This is a genomic window from Mesorhizobium sp. YM1C-6-2, from assembly GCF_003666685.1.
In the GTDB taxonomy this organism is placed as follows: Bacteria; Pseudomonadota; Alphaproteobacteria; order Rhizobiales; family Rhizobiaceae; genus Mesorhizobium_K.
In genome coordinates this window covers 138,591-153,832 of the sequence record NZ_RCIZ01000006.1, presented here as the reverse complement: position 1 = coordinate 153,832, position 15,242 = coordinate 138,591, and the positions used below count along the sequence as shown (strand labels likewise).

Sequence of the window (15,242 nt, the reverse complement as noted above, 5' to 3'; positions counted from 1 at the left end):
AGCCTTGCCGGCAGCCGCTCCCCGCTATGCCATCGGCTTCAGCATCCGCCGAAGCACGTCGGTCTTGACCACGAAATGCTGCCAAAGCGCTCCGACGGCATGAAGGGCCACCACCACGATGAGGACCGGCTTGCCGATCTCGTGCAGTTCGCCGATCTCGCCCATGCCGAGATACCAGGCAAGCGCGCCGGTCAGCGGCATCAGGAAGATCGCCGCATAGAGGACGATATGCGCGAGCTTGGCAATGTATTGCAGGACGATGCTTTCGTCGGCCGGGAGGTCAGGCGCGCCGTACCGAATGCGCAGCGCCACGCGCAGGATCGCCAGGACAAGAACCGCGAGGCCGACATAGACATGAATGTTGGCATTGAGCAGCGCATCGGCCTGCGGCTCGGTCCCCTGTCTGTAGGCCCTGAAGGCCGGAACGATGTCCTCGCCGAAGACGAGCTGGAAGATGACGAGCGCGGCGATGACCCAGTGCAGGACGATCTGGGCTCGCGTGTAGCCGGCAGGATGAGAATGCATCGACCGAAATCCCTGTAGGGTTGGATTGACTGCAATCTTCGGCAGAAGCGCGGCGGCGCGCTTTGATCCAGCGCAAATCCAGCTTCAGTCCCCCCCCCCCGACACTTCGCATCTGGAAAAGAAGCGGCAGCGCCTGCTTTCGCCTTGCCAGCCCGGCGGAATTCTGGAACATCGCGGCCCAACGCGAGACCGAGCATGCCCCTTCGCCTGACGCCGGCCCTGTGCATCCTGCTCCTGGCCGGCTGCACCTCGTCCGAACCGCAGAACGTCTCTTACGCCCCTGTCGTCCAGCAGCCGGCGACCGTGGTCGGTGCGCCCACGGTACCGGCGGCCTATGATCAGATGGGGCAGACGCCGCAGGGTGTTGCCGGGCCAGCCGTCCTGCAGCCCGGCTGCAGCACCGTCGACAACGTGACCCTGTGCGACGCGCCGTCCGACCCGAGCGTCGACGAAACGCACTACACCAACTGAACAATTAACTTGCAGCCGCAAGACGGCTGAGTAGGAAGGCCGCGTCCCCGCGACGTCACTTTTCATCCGGCTCGCGAAAGGCGCTTCGCCAGACTTCCTTGTGGATGATGTCGGCCACTTTAGCCCGGCCTGCATCGGGCTCCTTTCAAGTGAAGGCGTCGGGCATCGACTCCTTCTTCTTCGCGATGAAGTCCTTGAGCCCGTCGTCGATGCCCGGATCGAGCGGCGGCGCCTCGTAGGTCTCCAGCCAGCGGCGGGCGAGTTCGTTGGCCCGCTGCGGCGCGGTCTTCTCGCCTTCCGCCTGCCACTGCTCGAAGGAATTGTTGTCGGCGATCGACGACCGGTAGAAGGCGGTCTGGAAGTTCGCCTGCGTGTGGTCGCAGCCCAGGAAGTGGCTGCCCGGACCGACCTGACGGATGGCGTCCATCGCCTGGCCATTCTCCGAGAGATCGACGCCGGCGGCGAATTTCTGCTGCATGCCGAGCTGGTCGATGTCCATCATGAATTTTTCGTAGCAGGAGGCGAGACCGCCCTCGAGCCAGCCGGCCGCATGCAGCACGAAATTGGTGCCGGCGAGGATGGTCGAGTTCAGCGTGTTGGCGCTCTCATAGGCCGCCTGCGCGTCCGGGACCTTCGAGGCGCAGAGCGAGCCGCCGGTGCGGAACGGCAGGCCGAGGCGGCGAGCGAGCTGGGCAGCGCCGTAGGACACCAGGGAAGGCTCGGGCGTGCCGAAGGTCGGCGCGCCCGACTGCATCGAGATCGAGGAGGCGAAGGTACCGAACAGTACCGGCGCGCCGGGCCGCACGAGCTGCGTCAGCGCAGCCCCCGCCAGCACTTCGGCCAGCACCTGCGTCAGCGTGCCCGCGACCGTCACCGGGCTCATCGCGCCGGCGAGGATGAAGGGCGTGACGATGCAGGCCTGGTTGTGGCGGGCATAGACCTTCAGCGCACCGAGCATGGTGTCGTCGAACACCATCGGCGAGTTGGCGTTGATGAGCGAGGTCAGCACCGTGTTGTTCTCGACATAGTCGTCGCCGAACACGATCTTGGCCATCGCCACCGTGTCCTCCGCGCGCTCCGGCGCGGTGACCGAACCCATGAAGGGTTTGTCGGAATATTTGATGTGGCTGTAGATCATGTCGAGGTGACGCTTGTTGACCGGCACGTCGACAGGCTCGCAGACCGTGCCGCCCGAATGGTGGATCGACGGCGCCATGTAGGCGAGCTTCACGAAATTGCGGAAATCCTCGATCGTGGCGTAGCGGCGCTTGCCGTCGAGATCGCGCACGAAGGGCGGTCCGTAGACCGGCGCGAAGACGGTCGCGTCGCCGCCGACCTGGACCGAGCGTTCGGGATTGCGGGCGTGCTGCGTATAGGTCGAAGGAGCAGTCTTCAGCAGCGAGCGCGGCAGGCCCTTGGGGAAATGCACACGGTCGCCCTTCACGTCGGCGCCGGCGTTCTTCCAAATCTCGAGCGCCTCGGGATCGTCGCGGAAGATGATGCCGGTTTCCTCGAGCACGGTGTCGGCGTTCTTCTCGATGAGGGCCAGCCCCTCTTCGTCGAGTACCTCGTAGACCTTGATCGCCCGCTTGATATAGGTGAGCTGCGTGCCCGGCCCGCCGCCGGAGCGCGCGGCGCGGCGTGCTGCGGCACCACCGCCGCGATCCGCCCTGCCGCGTCGTCCTCCCGGCGCTTCCTGTTCGGCTGCGAGGTTCTCGGTCATCGAAGTTCTTCCCTGGATGGACTTAGGGCGCGCGCGGACTTGTCGCCGGCGTTGCCCAACGGCCGGATCGTAGCCATCGACCTCTATGGAAACGGCTTGCAAGCGCCAAGCGCTATCCAAAACCCGACAAGCGACAAGACGTCAATGGCGGGCCAAGAAAACAATCCGGAACGCGGTGGAAAGAGGGCGGCCGCCGGAACCGCGCCGGCCGCCCTACAAGCTGGTCCCTTACCGACTAATCCCTGCCGGTGGCCGCGTCGACGCTCCACGGACCCGGGCCCGCCGCTGCTATGTAGAGGAAGATGAAGCAGAAAAGCACCGCGGGCTCGCCGCCGTTGAGCACGGGGAAGAAGCCCTGGCCCGCATGCCCCATGAAATAGGCGACCGCCATTTCACCCGCGAGGATGAAAGCGACGGGGCGCGAAAACAGGCCGACGATCAGGAGCAGTCCGCCGACCACCTCCAGGATAGCGGCCGTGTAGAGCATCCCGTTCAGCGGATACGGAAACGGCGCGGGCCAGCCGAACAGCTTCATCGTGCCGTGCGTGAGGAATGTCGCGGCCGCAAGAATGCGCAATATGCTCAATATGTGCGGCGCCCAGCCGCGCAGAAAGGTCATTTGCATGTGCATGAGCTCCTCGTTTACCCCTGGGAAACCATAAGGTCGCGGGGTTGGACGTGGCAAGTGGACACGTCGAAGGCGCCCGGATCGTCCACACACTCCTCGGCCGCCGGGCCGCACGGACCCTCCGGCAACCGCCCTCCACGACTGGCTACGAAGTTCCAGTCGCTTTCGTTTTGCAGCGCGTCGCAAATCAGCTATGGCTGCGAAAGCCTTGCGGGCTAGGTATTGCGGCATTGTCCCCGTGTCGCGCCAAGCAAGCTGACTGCTGGCACCAGGAGCCGAATAAAATGTCCGACGACGAAATCATCCTTTCCGAGCTTTCCGACGACGAGCTCGTGCAGCAGATGCATGACGACCTCTATGACGGGCTGAAGGAGGAGATCGAGGAAGGCACCAACATCCTTCTGGAGCGCGGCTGGCTGCCCTACACGGTGCTGACCGAGGCGCTGGTCGAGGGCATGCGCATCGTCGGCGAGGATTTCCGCGACGGCATCCTGTTCGTCCCTGAAGTGCTCCTATCGGCCAATGCGATGAAGGCCGGCATGGCGATCCTCAGGCCGCTGCTCGCCGCCACCGGCGCGCCCAAGCAGGGCAAGCTGGTGATCGGCACCGTCAAGGGCGACATCCATGACATCGGCAAGAACCTCGTCGGCATGATGATGGAGGGCGCCGGCTTCGACGTCATCGACCTCGGCATCAACAATCCGGTCGAGAAATACCTGGCGGCGATCGAAGAGCACCAGCCCGACATCGTCGGCATGTCGGCGCTGCTGACCACCACCATGCCCTACATGAAGGTCGTCATCGACACGATGAAGGAAAAGGGCATCCGCGACGACTATGTCGTGCTGGTCGGCGGCGCGCCGCTCAACGAGGAGTTCGGCAAGGCGGTCGGCGCCGACGCCTACTGCCGCGACGCGGCCGTCGCCGTCGAGACCGCCAAGGACTTCATGAAGCGCAAGCACAATCTGCGCGCTTCGGCCTGAGGCTCCGCGCCCAAGGTTCGTCCGAATGCAAAACGGGCCGCGAAACCGCGACCCGTGCTTTCGACGAAGAGACGCCTGCGGCGTGTCAGTTCTCGATGGCGTTGGCCGTGGACTGAACGTCGCGCTTCACGCCGCGGACGGTGTTTGCGCAGGATGCTACGGCCAGGGCGCAGACCAGGATGGTGGCGATGGACGCCAGACGCGACAGTTTCATGGACGATGTCTCCCTCGATGACTAGATAAGCGCAGAGCAACGAAAAGGACGATAGTCGGTTCCACCTGATTCAGGCAAGTTTGCCGAATTGATCGCCGGCTCATCGACAGGCAGGCCAATGACGGACGAAGCGGGAGCGGTGGTCGCTCCGGATGTGATCGCGAAGGGAGGCATTGTCGCAGCCTCCGTTCCGCTCGCGGACCGCGTACGGATCATCGCCTGCGGCGCCATCGCCCGCGAAGTGATTGCCATCTGCCGCTCCAATGGGCTGAAGCATATCGATCTCGTCTGCCTGCCGGCGATCTGGCACGTCTATCCCGAGAAGATCGCGCCGGCGATGCGCGAGGCGATCGCGGACGCGCGGCGCGAAGGTTATTCGCGCATCTTCATCGGCTATGCCGAGTGCGGCACGCAGGGGCAACTGGACCGTATCTGCGCCGAGGAAGGCATCGAGCGGATCGGCGGGCCGCACTGCTATTCCTTCTTCACCGGCAACGAAACCTTCGCGGAAAACACCGACAACGAGTTCACCGCCTTCTATCTCACCGACCTGCTCGCCAGGCAGTTCGAGGCCTTCGTGATCGAGCCGCTGAAACTCGAAGAGCATCCGGAACTGAAAGAGATGGTGTTCGGCAACTACACCAAGATCGTCTATCTGGCGCAGACCGAGGATGCGGAGCTGCAGAGGAAGGCGAAGTGGGCGGCCGACTATCTCGGCCTCGACTACGAATACCGCTTCACCGGCTATGGCGATCTGACGCAGGCGGTCGTCGGCGCGGGCCGCTGACCCAAAAGCGCCGGATTCCCCTGCCCTTTCCGTCCGGAAACGGAGACCTCTGATGAAACCCTCCAGCTTCGCGCTCGCCGCGCTTCTCACCCTGTCCGCCTCGTCGGCGCTCGCGGACGGCGTCGTGCAGAAGCTGATGACGGCGGCCGACAAGGCGCGGCTCGAGGCCTACGAGGACACCCGCACTGAAGCGCTCACTGAGGCGAAGGACGGGGACCAGGCCCAACTCGCGGAGCTTGAGGCGCTTCTAGCGAAGCCGCTGCTGTCCCTGCCCGACTTCGATCTCGGCGGCGACTGGCGCTGCCGCACGACCAAGCTGGGCGGGCTTTCGCCGCTGGTGGTATACGGCTGGTTCAAATGCCGGGTGAGCGACGACGGATCCGGGTGGAAGCTGGAAAAACTGACCGGCTCGCAACGCACGACCGGCCGCTTCTACGACGACAGCCAGACGCGGACCATCTATCTCGGTTCCTTCTCCATCGCGGCAGACAAGCCGCAACCCTACGGCAGCGGGCCCGATACCGACCAGGTCGGCTATGCGTTCCGCACCGGCCCGGCCGAATGGCGCATCGAATTCCCCGCCCCGAAATACGAATCCAAGCTTGACATACTCGAGTTCAGACGCTGAAGCCGGTTGAATTCGGGGACGCCAGCCCGCACATTGGTCCGGTCCGCTCCTGTCATCACGGGTTAACCCTGCGGAGGCAGAATGGAGGAGACGCAGGGTGGACCATGCGGCGTGAGGTGCGTGCAAGGGTATGAGAGCGGAAACGACGGATTTCGAGAACGGGCCGATCGACGGCGCGCCAAGGCGCCGCCGGCCGCGCCGGTTGTCGGATCTCTTCGCCCAGCTCGCCAGGGACGCGCACGGCCCCGTCTCGCTCGGCCATATCCGCGATGCGCTCGGCAACCGCAGCTTCGCGCCGCTGCTGGTGCTCTTCGCCGCCTTCAACCTGCTGCCGCTGCCGCCCGGCGCCTCCGCCGTGCTCGGCGTGCCGCTGATCATCGTCTCGGCACAGATGGTGTATGGCGCCAAGCAGACCTGGCTGCCCGACGCCCTGGCGAACCGTTCGCTCAACGCCGACACGTTCCGTTCCGCGATGGAGTGGATCATTCCACGCCTGGTCCGGATCGAGCGCGTCATCCGCCCGCGCTACTGGCCGTTCTGGCGCCGGCAGGGCGACCGCATCATCGGCGGCATCACGCTGGTGCTGGCGATCGTGGTGACGCTGCCGATCCCGCTCGGTAACTGGCTGCCGGCCTTCGCCACCGCGCTGCTCGGGCTGGCGCTGTCGGAGCGCGACGGGCTTCTGCTTGCGGTCGGCGGCGCAATCTGCATCGCCTCCTTCTGCGTGATCGCCGCCGTCATAGGCGCGGCGGGCGTCGCCACCAATGCCGCGCTCGGCTGGCTGATGTGACCCACATGCAGCCTTCGCGAATTGCCATCGTCACGGCGGGCGGTCCGCATGTCTGGATCATCGTCAATGCGATAAGGGATCGCCTTGGCGAAGCGACCGTGATCCTCGAGGACCCGGAATCGAAGAAGCGGCTGCTGTTGCGCCGCGCCCGCAAGCTCGGCTGGATCGAAGTCGCCGGCCAGTTGGGGACGATGGTTTTCACGCGGCTGAGAAAGCTGTTTCTGTCGTCGCGCGACCAGCGCAGCATCGCGGGCGACGGAGCCGAGACCGAACTCGGCGCCGACATACCGGTCGTGCGCGTCGCCTCCGCCGACTCGCCGGAACTTGCCGATACGGTCCGGGGGATGCAGGCCGAGGTCGTCCTGCTGGCGGGATGCCGCCTGCTGTCGAAGGAGACGCTGGCGGCGATCTCCTGCCCCGTGCTCAACTACCATGCAGGGATAACGCCCAAATACCGGGGCATGAATGGCGGCTACTGGTCGCTGGCGACCGGCGACGCCGGCAATTTCGGCACCACGGTGCACTTGGTCGACGCCGGTGTCGACACCGGCGACGTCCTTCACCAGGTGCGCGGCAAGCCTGAGCGCGGCGACAACCTCACCAACTACGCCCTGCGGCTGGCGGTGATGTCGCGGGAAATCTGCATCAAGGGCGTGGAAGACGCGCTCGATGGCCGGCTCAAACCAGTGACGCCGGACCTGCCCTCGAAGCAATGGTACCACCCGACGGTCTGGTTCTATCTGTGGACCGGCCTGACCAAGGGCGTGTGGTAGGCTAGGACGCCGCAGACTTTCCTATATGCGTCACCCTCGCGCGTCGCTTTTGAATGCGCGCGCGTCGTCCCATGAGAAGCGGGCCATTTCCGCTTCCGGCAATGCTGAAATCCTTGAAAGAGCGAGACTACTATGGCCGATCTGATCATCGTCTACTGGCGCGACATTCCGGCCCAGGTGATCGTCAAGAAGGGGCGGCAGAACGCCAAGCGCGAACTGCCGCTGCGCTTCACCGAGGCGATCGACATGGCGGCGATGCGCTCCGGCGCGGCCGAGACCGACGCCTACCTGGCGGAATGGCGCAAGGCTGATCCGGTGACGGTCAGCGATGATCTCGAAGCGGAAGTCGCGAAGGCGGCGGACGAACTCGACAGACAGTATGATCGGGAACGGCTGGTCGCCCTCGCCAAGGCAGGCGGCAAGGAAAATGGATAGCACCCAGCCGATCTCGACAACGGCGAAAGGCCCGGCGAGCGCCGCGGGCGAGATAATTCCACCGAGCGCCGCGGCAGGCGTGACGCAGGCGACCATCGTCAAGAAGACGGCGCCGAAGTCCGACTACAAGCCGGCCGACGTGTCGCCGCAGCGGCGCGTGCAGCGCTCCTATTCGGTCAGGCTCTGGTCGATCCGCCACTCCCGGGCGCTCGAATGGTTTTATGCACGCTTCGCCGACATGTTCCTGATGCTTCATCCGCTTTGGAAGGGCATCGGCTACGGCCGCGTCGAGGCGCCGGTGAAGTTTGTCGAGAAGCGGGTGAAGGGCTTGATGTTCGACTGCCGCATGTGCGGCCAGTGCATCCTGTCCTCGACCGGCATGTCCTGCCCGATGAACTGCCCCAAGCAGTTGCGCAACGGACCCTGCGGCGGTGTGCGCGCCAACGGCAATTGCGAGGTCGAGCCCGACATGCCCTGCGTGTGGGTGAAGGCCTGGGAAGGCTCGCGCAACATGGTCAAGGGCGATGCGATCCTCGCCGTGCAGAAGCCGGTCGACCAGTCGCTCCGCGAAACCTCCGCCTGGCTGCGGGTGACGGCGCAGGCGGCCGCCACGCGCGAAGCGGCGAAGACGGGGGCTTCGGCATGAGCGAGCAGCGTCCCATCCACCCTGACGAAAACCCTGAAGGCATCCATCTGCCGCTGGAACCCCTGCCCGGCCACACCTCGCGCGGCCGGCTGGAGCGGGTGCTGAGACGCGGCGAGTTCGCCGTCACCACCGAGCTCAATCCGCCCGACAGCGCCGATCCGGAAGACGTCTACAACCGTGCGAAGGTGTTCGATGGCTGGGTCGACGCGATCAACGCCGTCGATGCGTCGGGCGCCAACTGCCACATGTCCTCGGTCGGCATCTGCGCGCTGCTGACGCGCATGGGCTATGCGCCGGTCATGCAGATCGCCTGCCGCGACAAGAACCGCATCGCCATCCAGGGCGACGTGCTGGGCGGCGCCGCCATGGGCGTCGCGAACATCCTTTGCCTCACCGGCGACGGCGTGCAGGCGGGCGACCAGCCGGGCGCCAAGCCGGTGTTCGACCTCGATTCCATGTCGCTGCTCGAGACCATCCGCATCATGCGCGACAACGGAAAATTCCTGTCCGGCCGCAAGCTGACCACGCCGCCGCAGCTTTTCCTCGGCGCGGCGATCAACCCGTTCGCCCCGCCCTACGATTTCCGGCCGATCCACCTCGGCAAGAAGATCGCCGCCGGCGCGCAGTTCGTGCAGAGCCAGTATTGCTTCGACGTGCCGATGTTCAGGACCTTCATGCAGAAGGCCAGCGATCTCGGCTTCACCGAAAAGGTCTTCATCCTGGTCGGGGTCGGACCGCTGGCCTCGGCAAAGACGGCGAAATGGATCCGTTCCAACGTTCCCGGCATTCACATCCCGGATTCCGTCATCAAGCGGCTGGAGGGCGCCCAGGACCAGAAGAAGGAAGGCAAGCAGCTCTGCATCGACATCATCAACGAGGTGAAGGAAATCCCCGGCGTGTCGGGCGTCCATGTGATGGCCTACCGCCAGGAGGAATATGTCGCCGAGATCGTCGATGAATCGGGCGTACTGAAGGGCCGCAGGCCCTGGAAGCGCGAGGCCCGGGCGGACGATGCGCTCGTCGCCCAGCGTCTCGACCACCTGCTCAATGACAACATAACCGAAACCCAGGTCGATATGGTGAAGTCCGCGCATTGACATCGCCTGTCGCTTGATCGCAAACAGATAACGATATAAAGAAGTCTTTATATCATACGGAGAGATTTATGACCCGCACGATCGTCGCTTCGGCGACCCGCGAAATCGTCATCGGCTTCGACCAGCCCTTCTGCGTCATCGGCGAGCGCATCAACCCGACCGGCCGCAAGAAACTGGCGGCCGAGATGCAGGCCGGCAACTTCGAGACGGTGATCAAGGATGCGCTGGAACAGGCCGCCTGCGGCGCAACCATGCTCGACGTGAACGCCGGCGTGACGGCGGTCGACCCCAATGCTACCGAACCCGGCCTGCTGGTGCAGACGCTGGAGATCGTCCAGAACCTCGTCGACCTGCCGCTGTCGATCGACAGTTCGGTGACGGCGGCGATCGAGGCGGGCCTCAAGGTCGCCAAGGGCCGCCCTCTGGTGAACTCGGTCACCGGCGAGGAGGAGAAGCTCGAGGCCATCCTGCCGTTGGTGAAGAAGTACAACGTGCCGGTGGTGGCGATCTCCAACGACGAGACCGGCATCTCCATGGACCCGGACGTCCGTTTCGCTGTGGCGAAGAAGATTGTCGAACGCTGCGCCGATTTCGGCATTCCGTCGCATGACGTGGTGGTCGACCCGTTGGTCATGCCGATCGGCGCGCTGGGCGATGCGGGCCGCCAGGTCTTCGCGCTGCTGCGGCGCCTGCGCGAGGAGCTGAAGGTCAATACGACCTGCGGCCTCTCCAACATCTCGTTCGGCCTGCCGCACCGCCACGGCATCAACGCCGCCTTCATCCCGATGGTGATCGGCGCCGGCATGACCAGCGCCATCATGAACCCGGTCCGTCCGCAGGAGATGGAGGCGGTGCGCGGCGCCAACGTGCTCGCCGGCACCGACCGCGACTGCATGACCTGGATCAAGACCTACAAGGACTACAAGCCGGGCGAGCACGCCGCGCCCGCCCCCGTGCCGGTGGTTTCGCCGGGCGCGGAAGGAGCGGCGGCTGGCGGCGGACGCCGCCGCGGCGGCCGCGATGCGCGAAGGGCAGCGGGGTAATCCTCGATCGTGAATTCACCCGCCAACATCACAGATCCCCTTGTCCTGTTCATGCCGTCCGGCAAGCGCGGGCGGTTTCCGGTCGGAACGCCGGTGCTCGACGCCGCGCGCCAGCTCGGCGTCTATGTCGAGAGCGTGTGCGGCGGACGCGCCACTTGCGGACGCTGCCAGATCGAGGTGCAGGAAGGTAATTTCGCCAAGCACAAGATCGTCTCGTCCAACGACCACATCTCGCCGAAGGGGCCGAAGGAAGAGCGCTACGAGCGCGTGAGGGGCCTGCCCGAAGGCCGTCGCCTCTCCTGCTCGGCGACGATCCAGGGCGACCTCGTCGTCGACGTGCCGCAGGACACGGTGATCAACGCGCAGATCGTGCGCAAGGCGGCGACGGATCGCGTCATCGAGCGCAACGCGGCGGTGCAGATGTGCTATGTCGAGGTCGACGAGCCCGACATGCACAAGCCGCTCGGCGACCTCGACCGCCTGAAGGTCGTGCTTGCCAGGGACTGGGGCTGGAAGGACCTGCTGGTCGCGCCGCATCTCGTGCCCGAGGTGCAGAAGATCCTGCGCAAGGAGAACTGGGCCGTCACCGCCGCGATCCACCGCGACATGGAATCGTCGCGTCCCTTCATCATCGCGCTCTATCCCGGCCTGAAGAACGAAGCCTACGGCATCGCCTGCGACATCGGCTCGACGACGATCGCCATGCATCTCGTCTCGCTGCTGTCCGGCCGCATCGTGGCGTCGGCCGGCGTGCCCAACCCGCAAATCCGGTTCGGCGAAGACGTGATGAGCCGCGTCTCCTACGTCATGATGAACCCGGACGGCCAGCAGGCGATGACCAAGGCGGTCCGCGACGCGGTGAACGACCTGATCGGCAAGGTCTGTGCCGAAAGCGGCGTCGACCGTCACGACATTTTCGACTGCGTTTTCGTCGCCAATCCGATCATGCATCACCTGTTCCTGGGCATCGATCCGACCGAGCTCGGCCAGGCGCCTTTCGCGCTCGCCGTCTCGGGCTCGATGCAGTTCTGGGCGCATGAGATCGGCATAGAGGTCAGCCCCGGCGCGCGGCTCTACACCCTGCCCTGCATCGCCGGCCATGTCGGCGCCGACGCCGCCGGCGCAACCCTGTCCGAAGGCCCCTACCGGCAGGACCGCATGATGCTCCTGGTCGACGTCGGCACCAATGCCGAGATCGTGCTCGGCAATCGCACGCGGGTGGTGGCTGCATCCTCACCCACCGGGCCGGCCTTCGAGGGCGCGGAAATCTCGTCCGGCCAGCGCGCCGCGCCCGGCGCCATCGAGCGCGTGCGCATCGATCCCGACACGCTGGAACCCAAATACCGCGTCATCGGCGTCGACAAATGGTCCGACGAGGAAGGTTTCGAGGAGGCCGCCAAGGCCACCGGCGTGACCGGCATATGCGGCTCGGCGATCATCGAGGTGATCGCCGAGATGTATCTTTCCGGCGTCATTTCCGAGGATGGCGTGGTCGACGGCGAACTGGCCGCGCGAAGCCCGCGCATCATCAGCAACGGGCGCACCTTCTCCTATCTGCTGCGCGACGGCGAGCCGCGCATCTCGGTGACGCAGAACGACGTACGCGCCGTCCAGCTCGCCAAGGCGGCGCTGTACGCAGGCATCAAGCTGTTGATGGACAAGCAGGGCGTCACCGAAGTGGACACGATCCGCTTCGCCGGGGCGTTCGGTTCCTTCATCGATCCGAAATACGCCATGGTGCTCGGCCTCATCCCCGACTGCGACCTCGCCGAGGTGAAGGCGGTCGGCAACGCCTCCGGCACCGGCGCGCTGATGGCGCTCCTGAACCGCGAGCACCGGCGCGAGATCGAGCAGGAAGTGTCGAAGATCGAGAAGATCGAGACCGCGCTGGAGCCCGACTTCCAGCAGCTCTTCATCAACGCGATGGCGCTGCCCAACAAGGTCGACCCGTTCCCCAAGCTCGCTGCGGAGGTGAAACTGCCGCCGAGAAAGGTGCTTGCCGAGGGCGATGGCGGCGACGGCGGGCCGCGCCGGCGTTCGCGCGAGGGTCGGCCTTCAAGACGCGCGCGGGACTGAGGAGCGGAGAGCCTTAGACCGGCTTTCCCTCTTCGTCGACCAGGCCGTAGCGGCGGTAGATACCCATCTCGTCGCCGGCGACGACCGCAAAGATCTTCGGGCCGCCTTCGCGCCGCTGCAGCATGTAGACCACGTCGAACTCGATCGGCAGCGCCTCGCCGTTCTTCTTCTTGTAGTCGGCGTGGAAATAGGGCCTGACCATGTCGTGCGCGGCGTCGATGGGCGTCACCTCCACCTTGATAAGCCGCATGCCCTGCAGCCCGACCGCCCGGTAGAAGCCGGCGCCCTGCCGCAGAACCTCGGCATATCTGTCGTCGTTCGCGCCACCCATTACCGCGCCGCCGGCGCCCGCCGACACGAAATATTCGGCATAGCTCGCGCGGACGGCATCCGCGTCGGCCCCGTCCGTCAGCGAACGGTTGAAGACGGCGACATAGTTCGAGAAGAACGCTTCGTAGTCGGGCTGTCGCATCGTGAAGCTCCCTGTATGGCCCAAACGGCCGGGCGACGCAGGGAGTTCCGCCCCGACCAAAAAGCGATGAGCCTAGAACCAGCGGCCGGTTTCGCTGTAGACCTCAAAGGTCGCGCGGATATGATCGGCCGCCGCCTTGACCGGCGCGCTGGCCTCATGCGTGACGAACATGGCGAGGCTGTAGGTCCCCATGTCCGGCAGGCCGTCCTTTGCGGTCAGTTCCACCATGTCGCAGCCGAGGAACGACTTCGGCAGCGGCGCGACAGCGAGATCGGCCATGATCGCCGCGCGCTGGCCGGCCGTGTGCGCGCTCATATAGGCGACGCGGTAGTTGCGGCCTTCGCGGCCGAGCGCATCAAGCGCCCCGGCACGCCAGGCGCAGCCCTCCTCCCAGAGCGAAACCGGCAGCGGCTCCCTGAGATGCGCGCAGCCGCCCTTGGCGCCGGCCCACACCATCGGCTCGGTGAGCAGCACCTCCGCGTCGTTCATGGGGTTCCTGGAAGACTTGGTGACCAGCGTGATGTCGAGTTCGCGGTCGTCCATGCGGCGGCGCAGGTTGGCGCTCTGGTCGATGACGACGTCGACCGCGATCGAGGGGTGCGACTGCGCAAAGCGCTTCAGCACATGGGGCAGCACGCGCTCGCCGTAGTCGTCCGGCGAACCGATGCGCACGACGCCGGAGATGTCGGGGATGATGAATTTGGAGACCGCCTCGCGGTTCACGGCGAGCATCCGCCTGGCATAGCCGAGCAGCATCTCGCCGTCGGTGGTGAGCGTCACCGAGCGCGCATCGCGCGAGAAGACGGAGCGGCCGAGAATGTCCTCCAGCTTCTTGATCTGCATGGAGACGGCCGATGGCGTGCGGAAGACGGCGGTGGCAGCGGTGGTGAAGCTGCCGGTTTCGGCGATGGCCACGAAGGTCCTGAGGACATCGAGATCGAGCAGCGGCAGCGGATGATTGAGCGGGGCGTTCATGCCGTCCTGTCCTTCAATTTCTCTGATCTAAAGCATCATTCCATTTCGTTTGATTGAACATCAGATCTACCCCATAGTCAACAGCATCGAAGGCTTCCGCCGATCTGGCCAGACCAGCAACACGGCCGAAACAGGAAGCCGGCGGTGCGGAATGAAGTTGAAACGCGCAGTCCTTAACCAAGGTCGCCCGGACCAGCGAAGGTCCGGTAACGAGAGAGGAAATGTCATGTCCATTCTTTCAACCATCGGACGTTTCGCGGCTGAGTTCAGCGCCGCCCGCGCCCGCCACCAGACCGAGCGCACCATCCGCTCGCTGCCTGTCGAACTGCAGAAGGACATCGGTTGGCCGGATGCATTCGACAACGACAACGGCTACCGCCGTGGCGTCGGCTCCTGGGCAGGATCGAAGTGACCGTGAACAGCGAGCAATGGCCTGCCGCATGCGTCCCCTACATCCGGCAGGCCCCCGCTCCCCTTATGCAACGCAAGCGACCTGCCGAAGCTATGCAACGCTCGCATGACGCATATGAACAAGATGCATGCCCGGCCTTCCCTACGGTTAACCTGCTGTAGATGCTGGCAAATCCGAAGATAGAAATCGCGACGCCCGATCGGCGCTGTCGTTTTTACGTCCTGCCGCTTCGCTTTTGCCGCTTATAAATTCGCCGGGCGCGCCTATATCCGCCTCGTCCAACGAGATGCCCCACTCCTTAGCAGATCAAGCGAAGGCACCCCGTGTAACCCTGATGCATGGAGACGTGTCATGAAGTTCCTTACTCGCCTGTTCGCCGGCAAGAGCCGTGAAATCAACCTGACCACCGCGCTCGAGCGCCAGCGCCTCGGCCGCACGATGCCCGGCCAGACCGGTGCGATGGCCGGCGCCCGTTTCGGCGCGCTCGTCTGAAAGCCATTCCCTAGCGCAGGCTTGAGCGCCGCCTCCAGGACGCTCGTCTGCATCTCGACCGCCGCCAGGGCC

The 15,242-nt window shown here is 65.1% G+C and carries 19 protein-coding genes; 13 read left to right on the top strand and 6 right to left on the bottom strand.

Annotation, left to right across the window (positions count from 1 at the left end; genetic code table 11):
• Positions 1–24 precede the first annotated feature (24 nt).
• On the bottom strand, positions 25–525 hold the full coding sequence (locus tag D8676_RS16670; protein WP_121582214.1) for a cytochrome b/b6 domain-containing protein: 501 nt from the start codon (positions 523–525) through the stop codon (positions 25–27).
• A gap of 195 nt (positions 526–720) precedes the next feature.
• Here D8676_RS16670 and D8676_RS16665 point away from each other — a divergent pair, with 195 nt between their 5' ends.
• Positions 721–996 (top strand): hypothetical protein, encoded by a 276-nt coding sequence (locus tag D8676_RS16665; protein ID WP_121582213.1) that lies wholly within the window; start codon positions 721–723, stop codon positions 994–996.
• 145 nt (positions 997–1,141) lie between these two features.
• Here D8676_RS16665 and D8676_RS16660 read toward each other — a convergent pair whose 3' ends face one another.
• Both D8676_RS16660 and D8676_RS16655 read right to left on the bottom strand, forming a co-directional pair.
• On the bottom strand, positions 1,142–2,719 hold the full coding sequence (locus D8676_RS16660; protein ID WP_121582212.1) for a trimethylamine methyltransferase family protein: 1,578 nt from the start codon (positions 2,717–2,719) through the stop codon (positions 1,142–1,144).
• A gap of 235 nt (positions 2,720–2,954) precedes the next feature.
• Positions 2,955–3,344, bottom strand: coding sequence for a DoxX family protein (locus D8676_RS16655; protein WP_210210731.1), 390 nt, complete (start codon positions 3,342–3,344; stop codon positions 2,955–2,957).
• Between the two features lie 287 nt (positions 3,345–3,631).
• Here D8676_RS16655 and D8676_RS16650 point away from each other — a divergent pair, with 287 nt between their 5' ends.
• Positions 3,632–4,330, top strand: coding sequence for a B12-binding domain-containing protein (locus D8676_RS16650; protein WP_121582211.1), 699 nt, complete (start codon positions 3,632–3,634; stop codon positions 4,328–4,330).
• Between the two features lie 85 nt (positions 4,331–4,415).
• Here D8676_RS16650 and D8676_RS16645 read toward each other — a convergent pair whose 3' ends face one another.
• Positions 4,416–4,544, bottom strand: coding sequence for an EncA/B family entericidin (locus tag D8676_RS16645; protein WP_121582210.1), 129 nt, complete (start codon positions 4,542–4,544; stop codon positions 4,416–4,418).
• Positions 4,545–4,662: 118 nt separating this feature from the next.
• On the opposite strand from D8676_RS16645, the gene D8676_RS16640 reads away from it, so the two are divergent.
• The 9 genes from D8676_RS16640 to D8676_RS16600 all read left to right on the top strand — a co-directional run bounded on the left by D8676_RS16640 (position 4,663) and on the right by D8676_RS16600 (position 12,819).
• Entirely contained in the window at positions 4,663–5,331 is a 669-nt protein-coding gene (locus D8676_RS16640; RefSeq protein ID WP_121582209.1) for a DUF1638 domain-containing protein, read from the top strand.
• A 52-nt stretch (positions 5,332–5,383) separates the two neighbouring features.
• Positions 5,384–5,959: a DUF4893 domain-containing protein gene (locus D8676_RS16635; RefSeq protein ID WP_121582208.1), complete on the top strand. Its 576-nt coding sequence runs from the start codon at positions 5,384–5,386 to the stop codon at positions 5,957–5,959.
• 130 nt (positions 5,960–6,089) lie between these two features.
• Positions 6,090–6,749, top strand: a complete 660-nt coding sequence (locus D8676_RS16630; protein WP_121582207.1) for an exopolysaccharide biosynthesis protein — start codon at positions 6,090–6,092, stop codon at positions 6,747–6,749.
• A 5-nt stretch (positions 6,750–6,754) separates the two neighbouring features.
• Entirely contained in the window at positions 6,755–7,522 is a 768-nt protein-coding gene (locus D8676_RS16625; protein WP_121582206.1) for a formyl transferase, read from the top strand.
• Between the two features lie 132 nt (positions 7,523–7,654).
• A complete protein-coding gene (locus D8676_RS16620) occupies positions 7,655–7,957 on the top strand; it encodes a virulence factor (protein ID WP_121582205.1) in 303 nt (100 codons plus the stop codon).
• A complete protein-coding gene (locus D8676_RS16615; protein ID WP_245426848.1) occupies positions 7,950–8,603 on the top strand; it encodes a methylenetetrahydrofolate reductase C-terminal domain-containing protein in 654 nt (217 codons plus the stop codon). Before D8676_RS16620 ends, D8676_RS16615 begins: the two co-directional genes overlap by 8 nt.
• Positions 8,600–9,700 (top strand): methylenetetrahydrofolate reductase, encoded by a 1,101-nt coding sequence (locus tag D8676_RS16610; protein ID WP_121582204.1) that lies wholly within the window; start codon positions 8,600–8,602, stop codon positions 9,698–9,700. The genes D8676_RS16615 and D8676_RS16610 overlap by 4 nt, the downstream gene beginning before the upstream one ends.
• Positions 9,701–9,768: 68 nt before the next feature.
• Positions 9,769–10,743, top strand: coding sequence for a methyltetrahydrofolate cobalamin methyltransferase (locus D8676_RS16605; protein ID WP_121582203.1), 975 nt, complete (start codon positions 9,769–9,771; stop codon positions 10,741–10,743).
• Between the two features lie 51 nt (positions 10,744–10,794).
• Positions 10,795–12,819 (top strand): ASKHA domain-containing protein, encoded by a 2,025-nt coding sequence (locus D8676_RS16600; RefSeq protein WP_121582396.1) that lies wholly within the window; start codon positions 10,795–10,797, stop codon positions 12,817–12,819.
• A 13-nt stretch (positions 12,820–12,832) separates the two neighbouring features.
• Here the strand turns inward: D8676_RS16600 and D8676_RS16595 are convergent, their stop codons facing one another.
• A complete protein-coding gene (locus D8676_RS16595; RefSeq protein ID WP_121582202.1) occupies positions 12,833–13,291 on the bottom strand; it encodes a hypothetical protein in 459 nt (152 codons plus the stop codon).
• 72 nt (positions 13,292–13,363) lie between these two features.
• On the bottom strand, positions 13,364–14,266 hold the full coding sequence (locus D8676_RS16590) for a LysR substrate-binding domain-containing protein (protein WP_121582201.1): 903 nt from the start codon (positions 14,264–14,266) through the stop codon (positions 13,364–13,366).
• A gap of 226 nt (positions 14,267–14,492) precedes the next feature.
• On the opposite strand from D8676_RS16590, the gene D8676_RS16585 reads away from it, so the two are divergent.
• On the top strand, positions 14,493–14,678 hold the full coding sequence (locus D8676_RS16585; RefSeq protein WP_121582200.1) for a hypothetical protein: 186 nt from the start codon (positions 14,493–14,495) through the stop codon (positions 14,676–14,678).
• A 351-nt stretch (positions 14,679–15,029) separates the two neighbouring features.
• Positions 15,030–15,170, top strand: coding sequence for a hypothetical protein (locus D8676_RS16580; RefSeq protein WP_121582199.1), 141 nt, complete (start codon positions 15,030–15,032; stop codon positions 15,168–15,170).
• Positions 15,171–15,242: the final 72 nt, after the last annotated feature.

What these genes read in the sequence shown, in the direction of transcription:
- D8676_RS16650 (WP_121582211.1), top strand. Translation starts at nt 3,632, where the DNA reads ATGTCCGACGACGAAATCATCCTTTCCGAGCTTTCCGACGACGAGCTC.
- D8676_RS16640 (WP_121582209.1), top strand. Translation starts at nt 4,663, where the DNA reads ATGACGGACGAAGCGGGAGCGGTGGTCGCTCCGGATGTGATCGCGAAG.
- D8676_RS16665 (WP_121582213.1), top strand. Translation starts at nt 721, where the DNA reads ATGCCCCTTCGCCTGACGCCGGCCCTGTGCATCCTGCTCCTGGCCGGC.
- D8676_RS16660 (WP_121582212.1), bottom strand. Translation starts at nt 2,719, where the DNA reads ATGACCGAGAACCTCGCAGCCGAACAGGAAGCGCCGGGAGGACGACGC.
- D8676_RS16590 (WP_121582201.1), bottom strand. Translation starts at nt 14,266, where the DNA reads ATGAACGCCCCGCTCAATCATCCGCTGCCGCTGCTCGATCTCGATGTC.
- D8676_RS16620 (WP_121582205.1), top strand. Translation starts at nt 7,655, where the DNA reads ATGGCCGATCTGATCATCGTCTACTGGCGCGACATTCCGGCCCAGGTG.
- D8676_RS16600 (WP_121582396.1), top strand. Translation starts at nt 10,795, where the DNA reads ATGCCGTCCGGCAAGCGCGGGCGGTTTCCGGTCGGAACGCCGGTGCTC.
- D8676_RS16580 (WP_121582199.1), top strand. Translation starts at nt 15,030, where the DNA reads ATGAAGTTCCTTACTCGCCTGTTCGCCGGCAAGAGCCGTGAAATCAAC.
- D8676_RS16615 (WP_245426848.1), top strand. Translation starts at nt 7,950, where the DNA reads ATGGATAGCACCCAGCCGATCTCGACAACGGCGAAAGGCCCGGCGAGC.
- D8676_RS16595 (WP_121582202.1), bottom strand. Translation starts at nt 13,291, where the DNA reads ATGCGACAGCCCGACTACGAAGCGTTCTTCTCGAACTATGTCGCCGTC.
- D8676_RS16630 (WP_121582207.1), top strand. Translation starts at nt 6,090, where the DNA reads ATGAGAGCGGAAACGACGGATTTCGAGAACGGGCCGATCGACGGCGCG.
- D8676_RS16670 (WP_121582214.1), bottom strand. Translation starts at nt 525, where the DNA reads ATGCATTCTCATCCTGCCGGCTACACGCGAGCCCAGATCGTCCTGCAC.
- D8676_RS16655 (WP_210210731.1), bottom strand. Translation starts at nt 3,344, where the DNA reads ATGCAAATGACCTTTCTGCGCGGCTGGGCGCCGCACATATTGAGCATA.
- D8676_RS16605 (WP_121582203.1), top strand. Translation starts at nt 9,769, where the DNA reads ATGACCCGCACGATCGTCGCTTCGGCGACCCGCGAAATCGTCATCGGC.
- D8676_RS16610 (WP_121582204.1), top strand. Translation starts at nt 8,600, where the DNA reads ATGAGCGAGCAGCGTCCCATCCACCCTGACGAAAACCCTGAAGGCATC.
- D8676_RS16585 (WP_121582200.1), top strand. Translation starts at nt 14,493, where the DNA reads ATGTCCATTCTTTCAACCATCGGACGTTTCGCGGCTGAGTTCAGCGCC.
- D8676_RS16635 (WP_121582208.1), top strand. Translation starts at nt 5,384, where the DNA reads ATGAAACCCTCCAGCTTCGCGCTCGCCGCGCTTCTCACCCTGTCCGCC.
- D8676_RS16645 (WP_121582210.1), bottom strand. Translation starts at nt 4,544, where the DNA reads ATGAAACTGTCGCGTCTGGCGTCCATCGCCACCATCCTGGTCTGCGCC.
- D8676_RS16625 (WP_121582206.1), top strand. Translation starts at nt 6,755, where the DNA reads ATGCAGCCTTCGCGAATTGCCATCGTCACGGCGGGCGGTCCGCATGTC.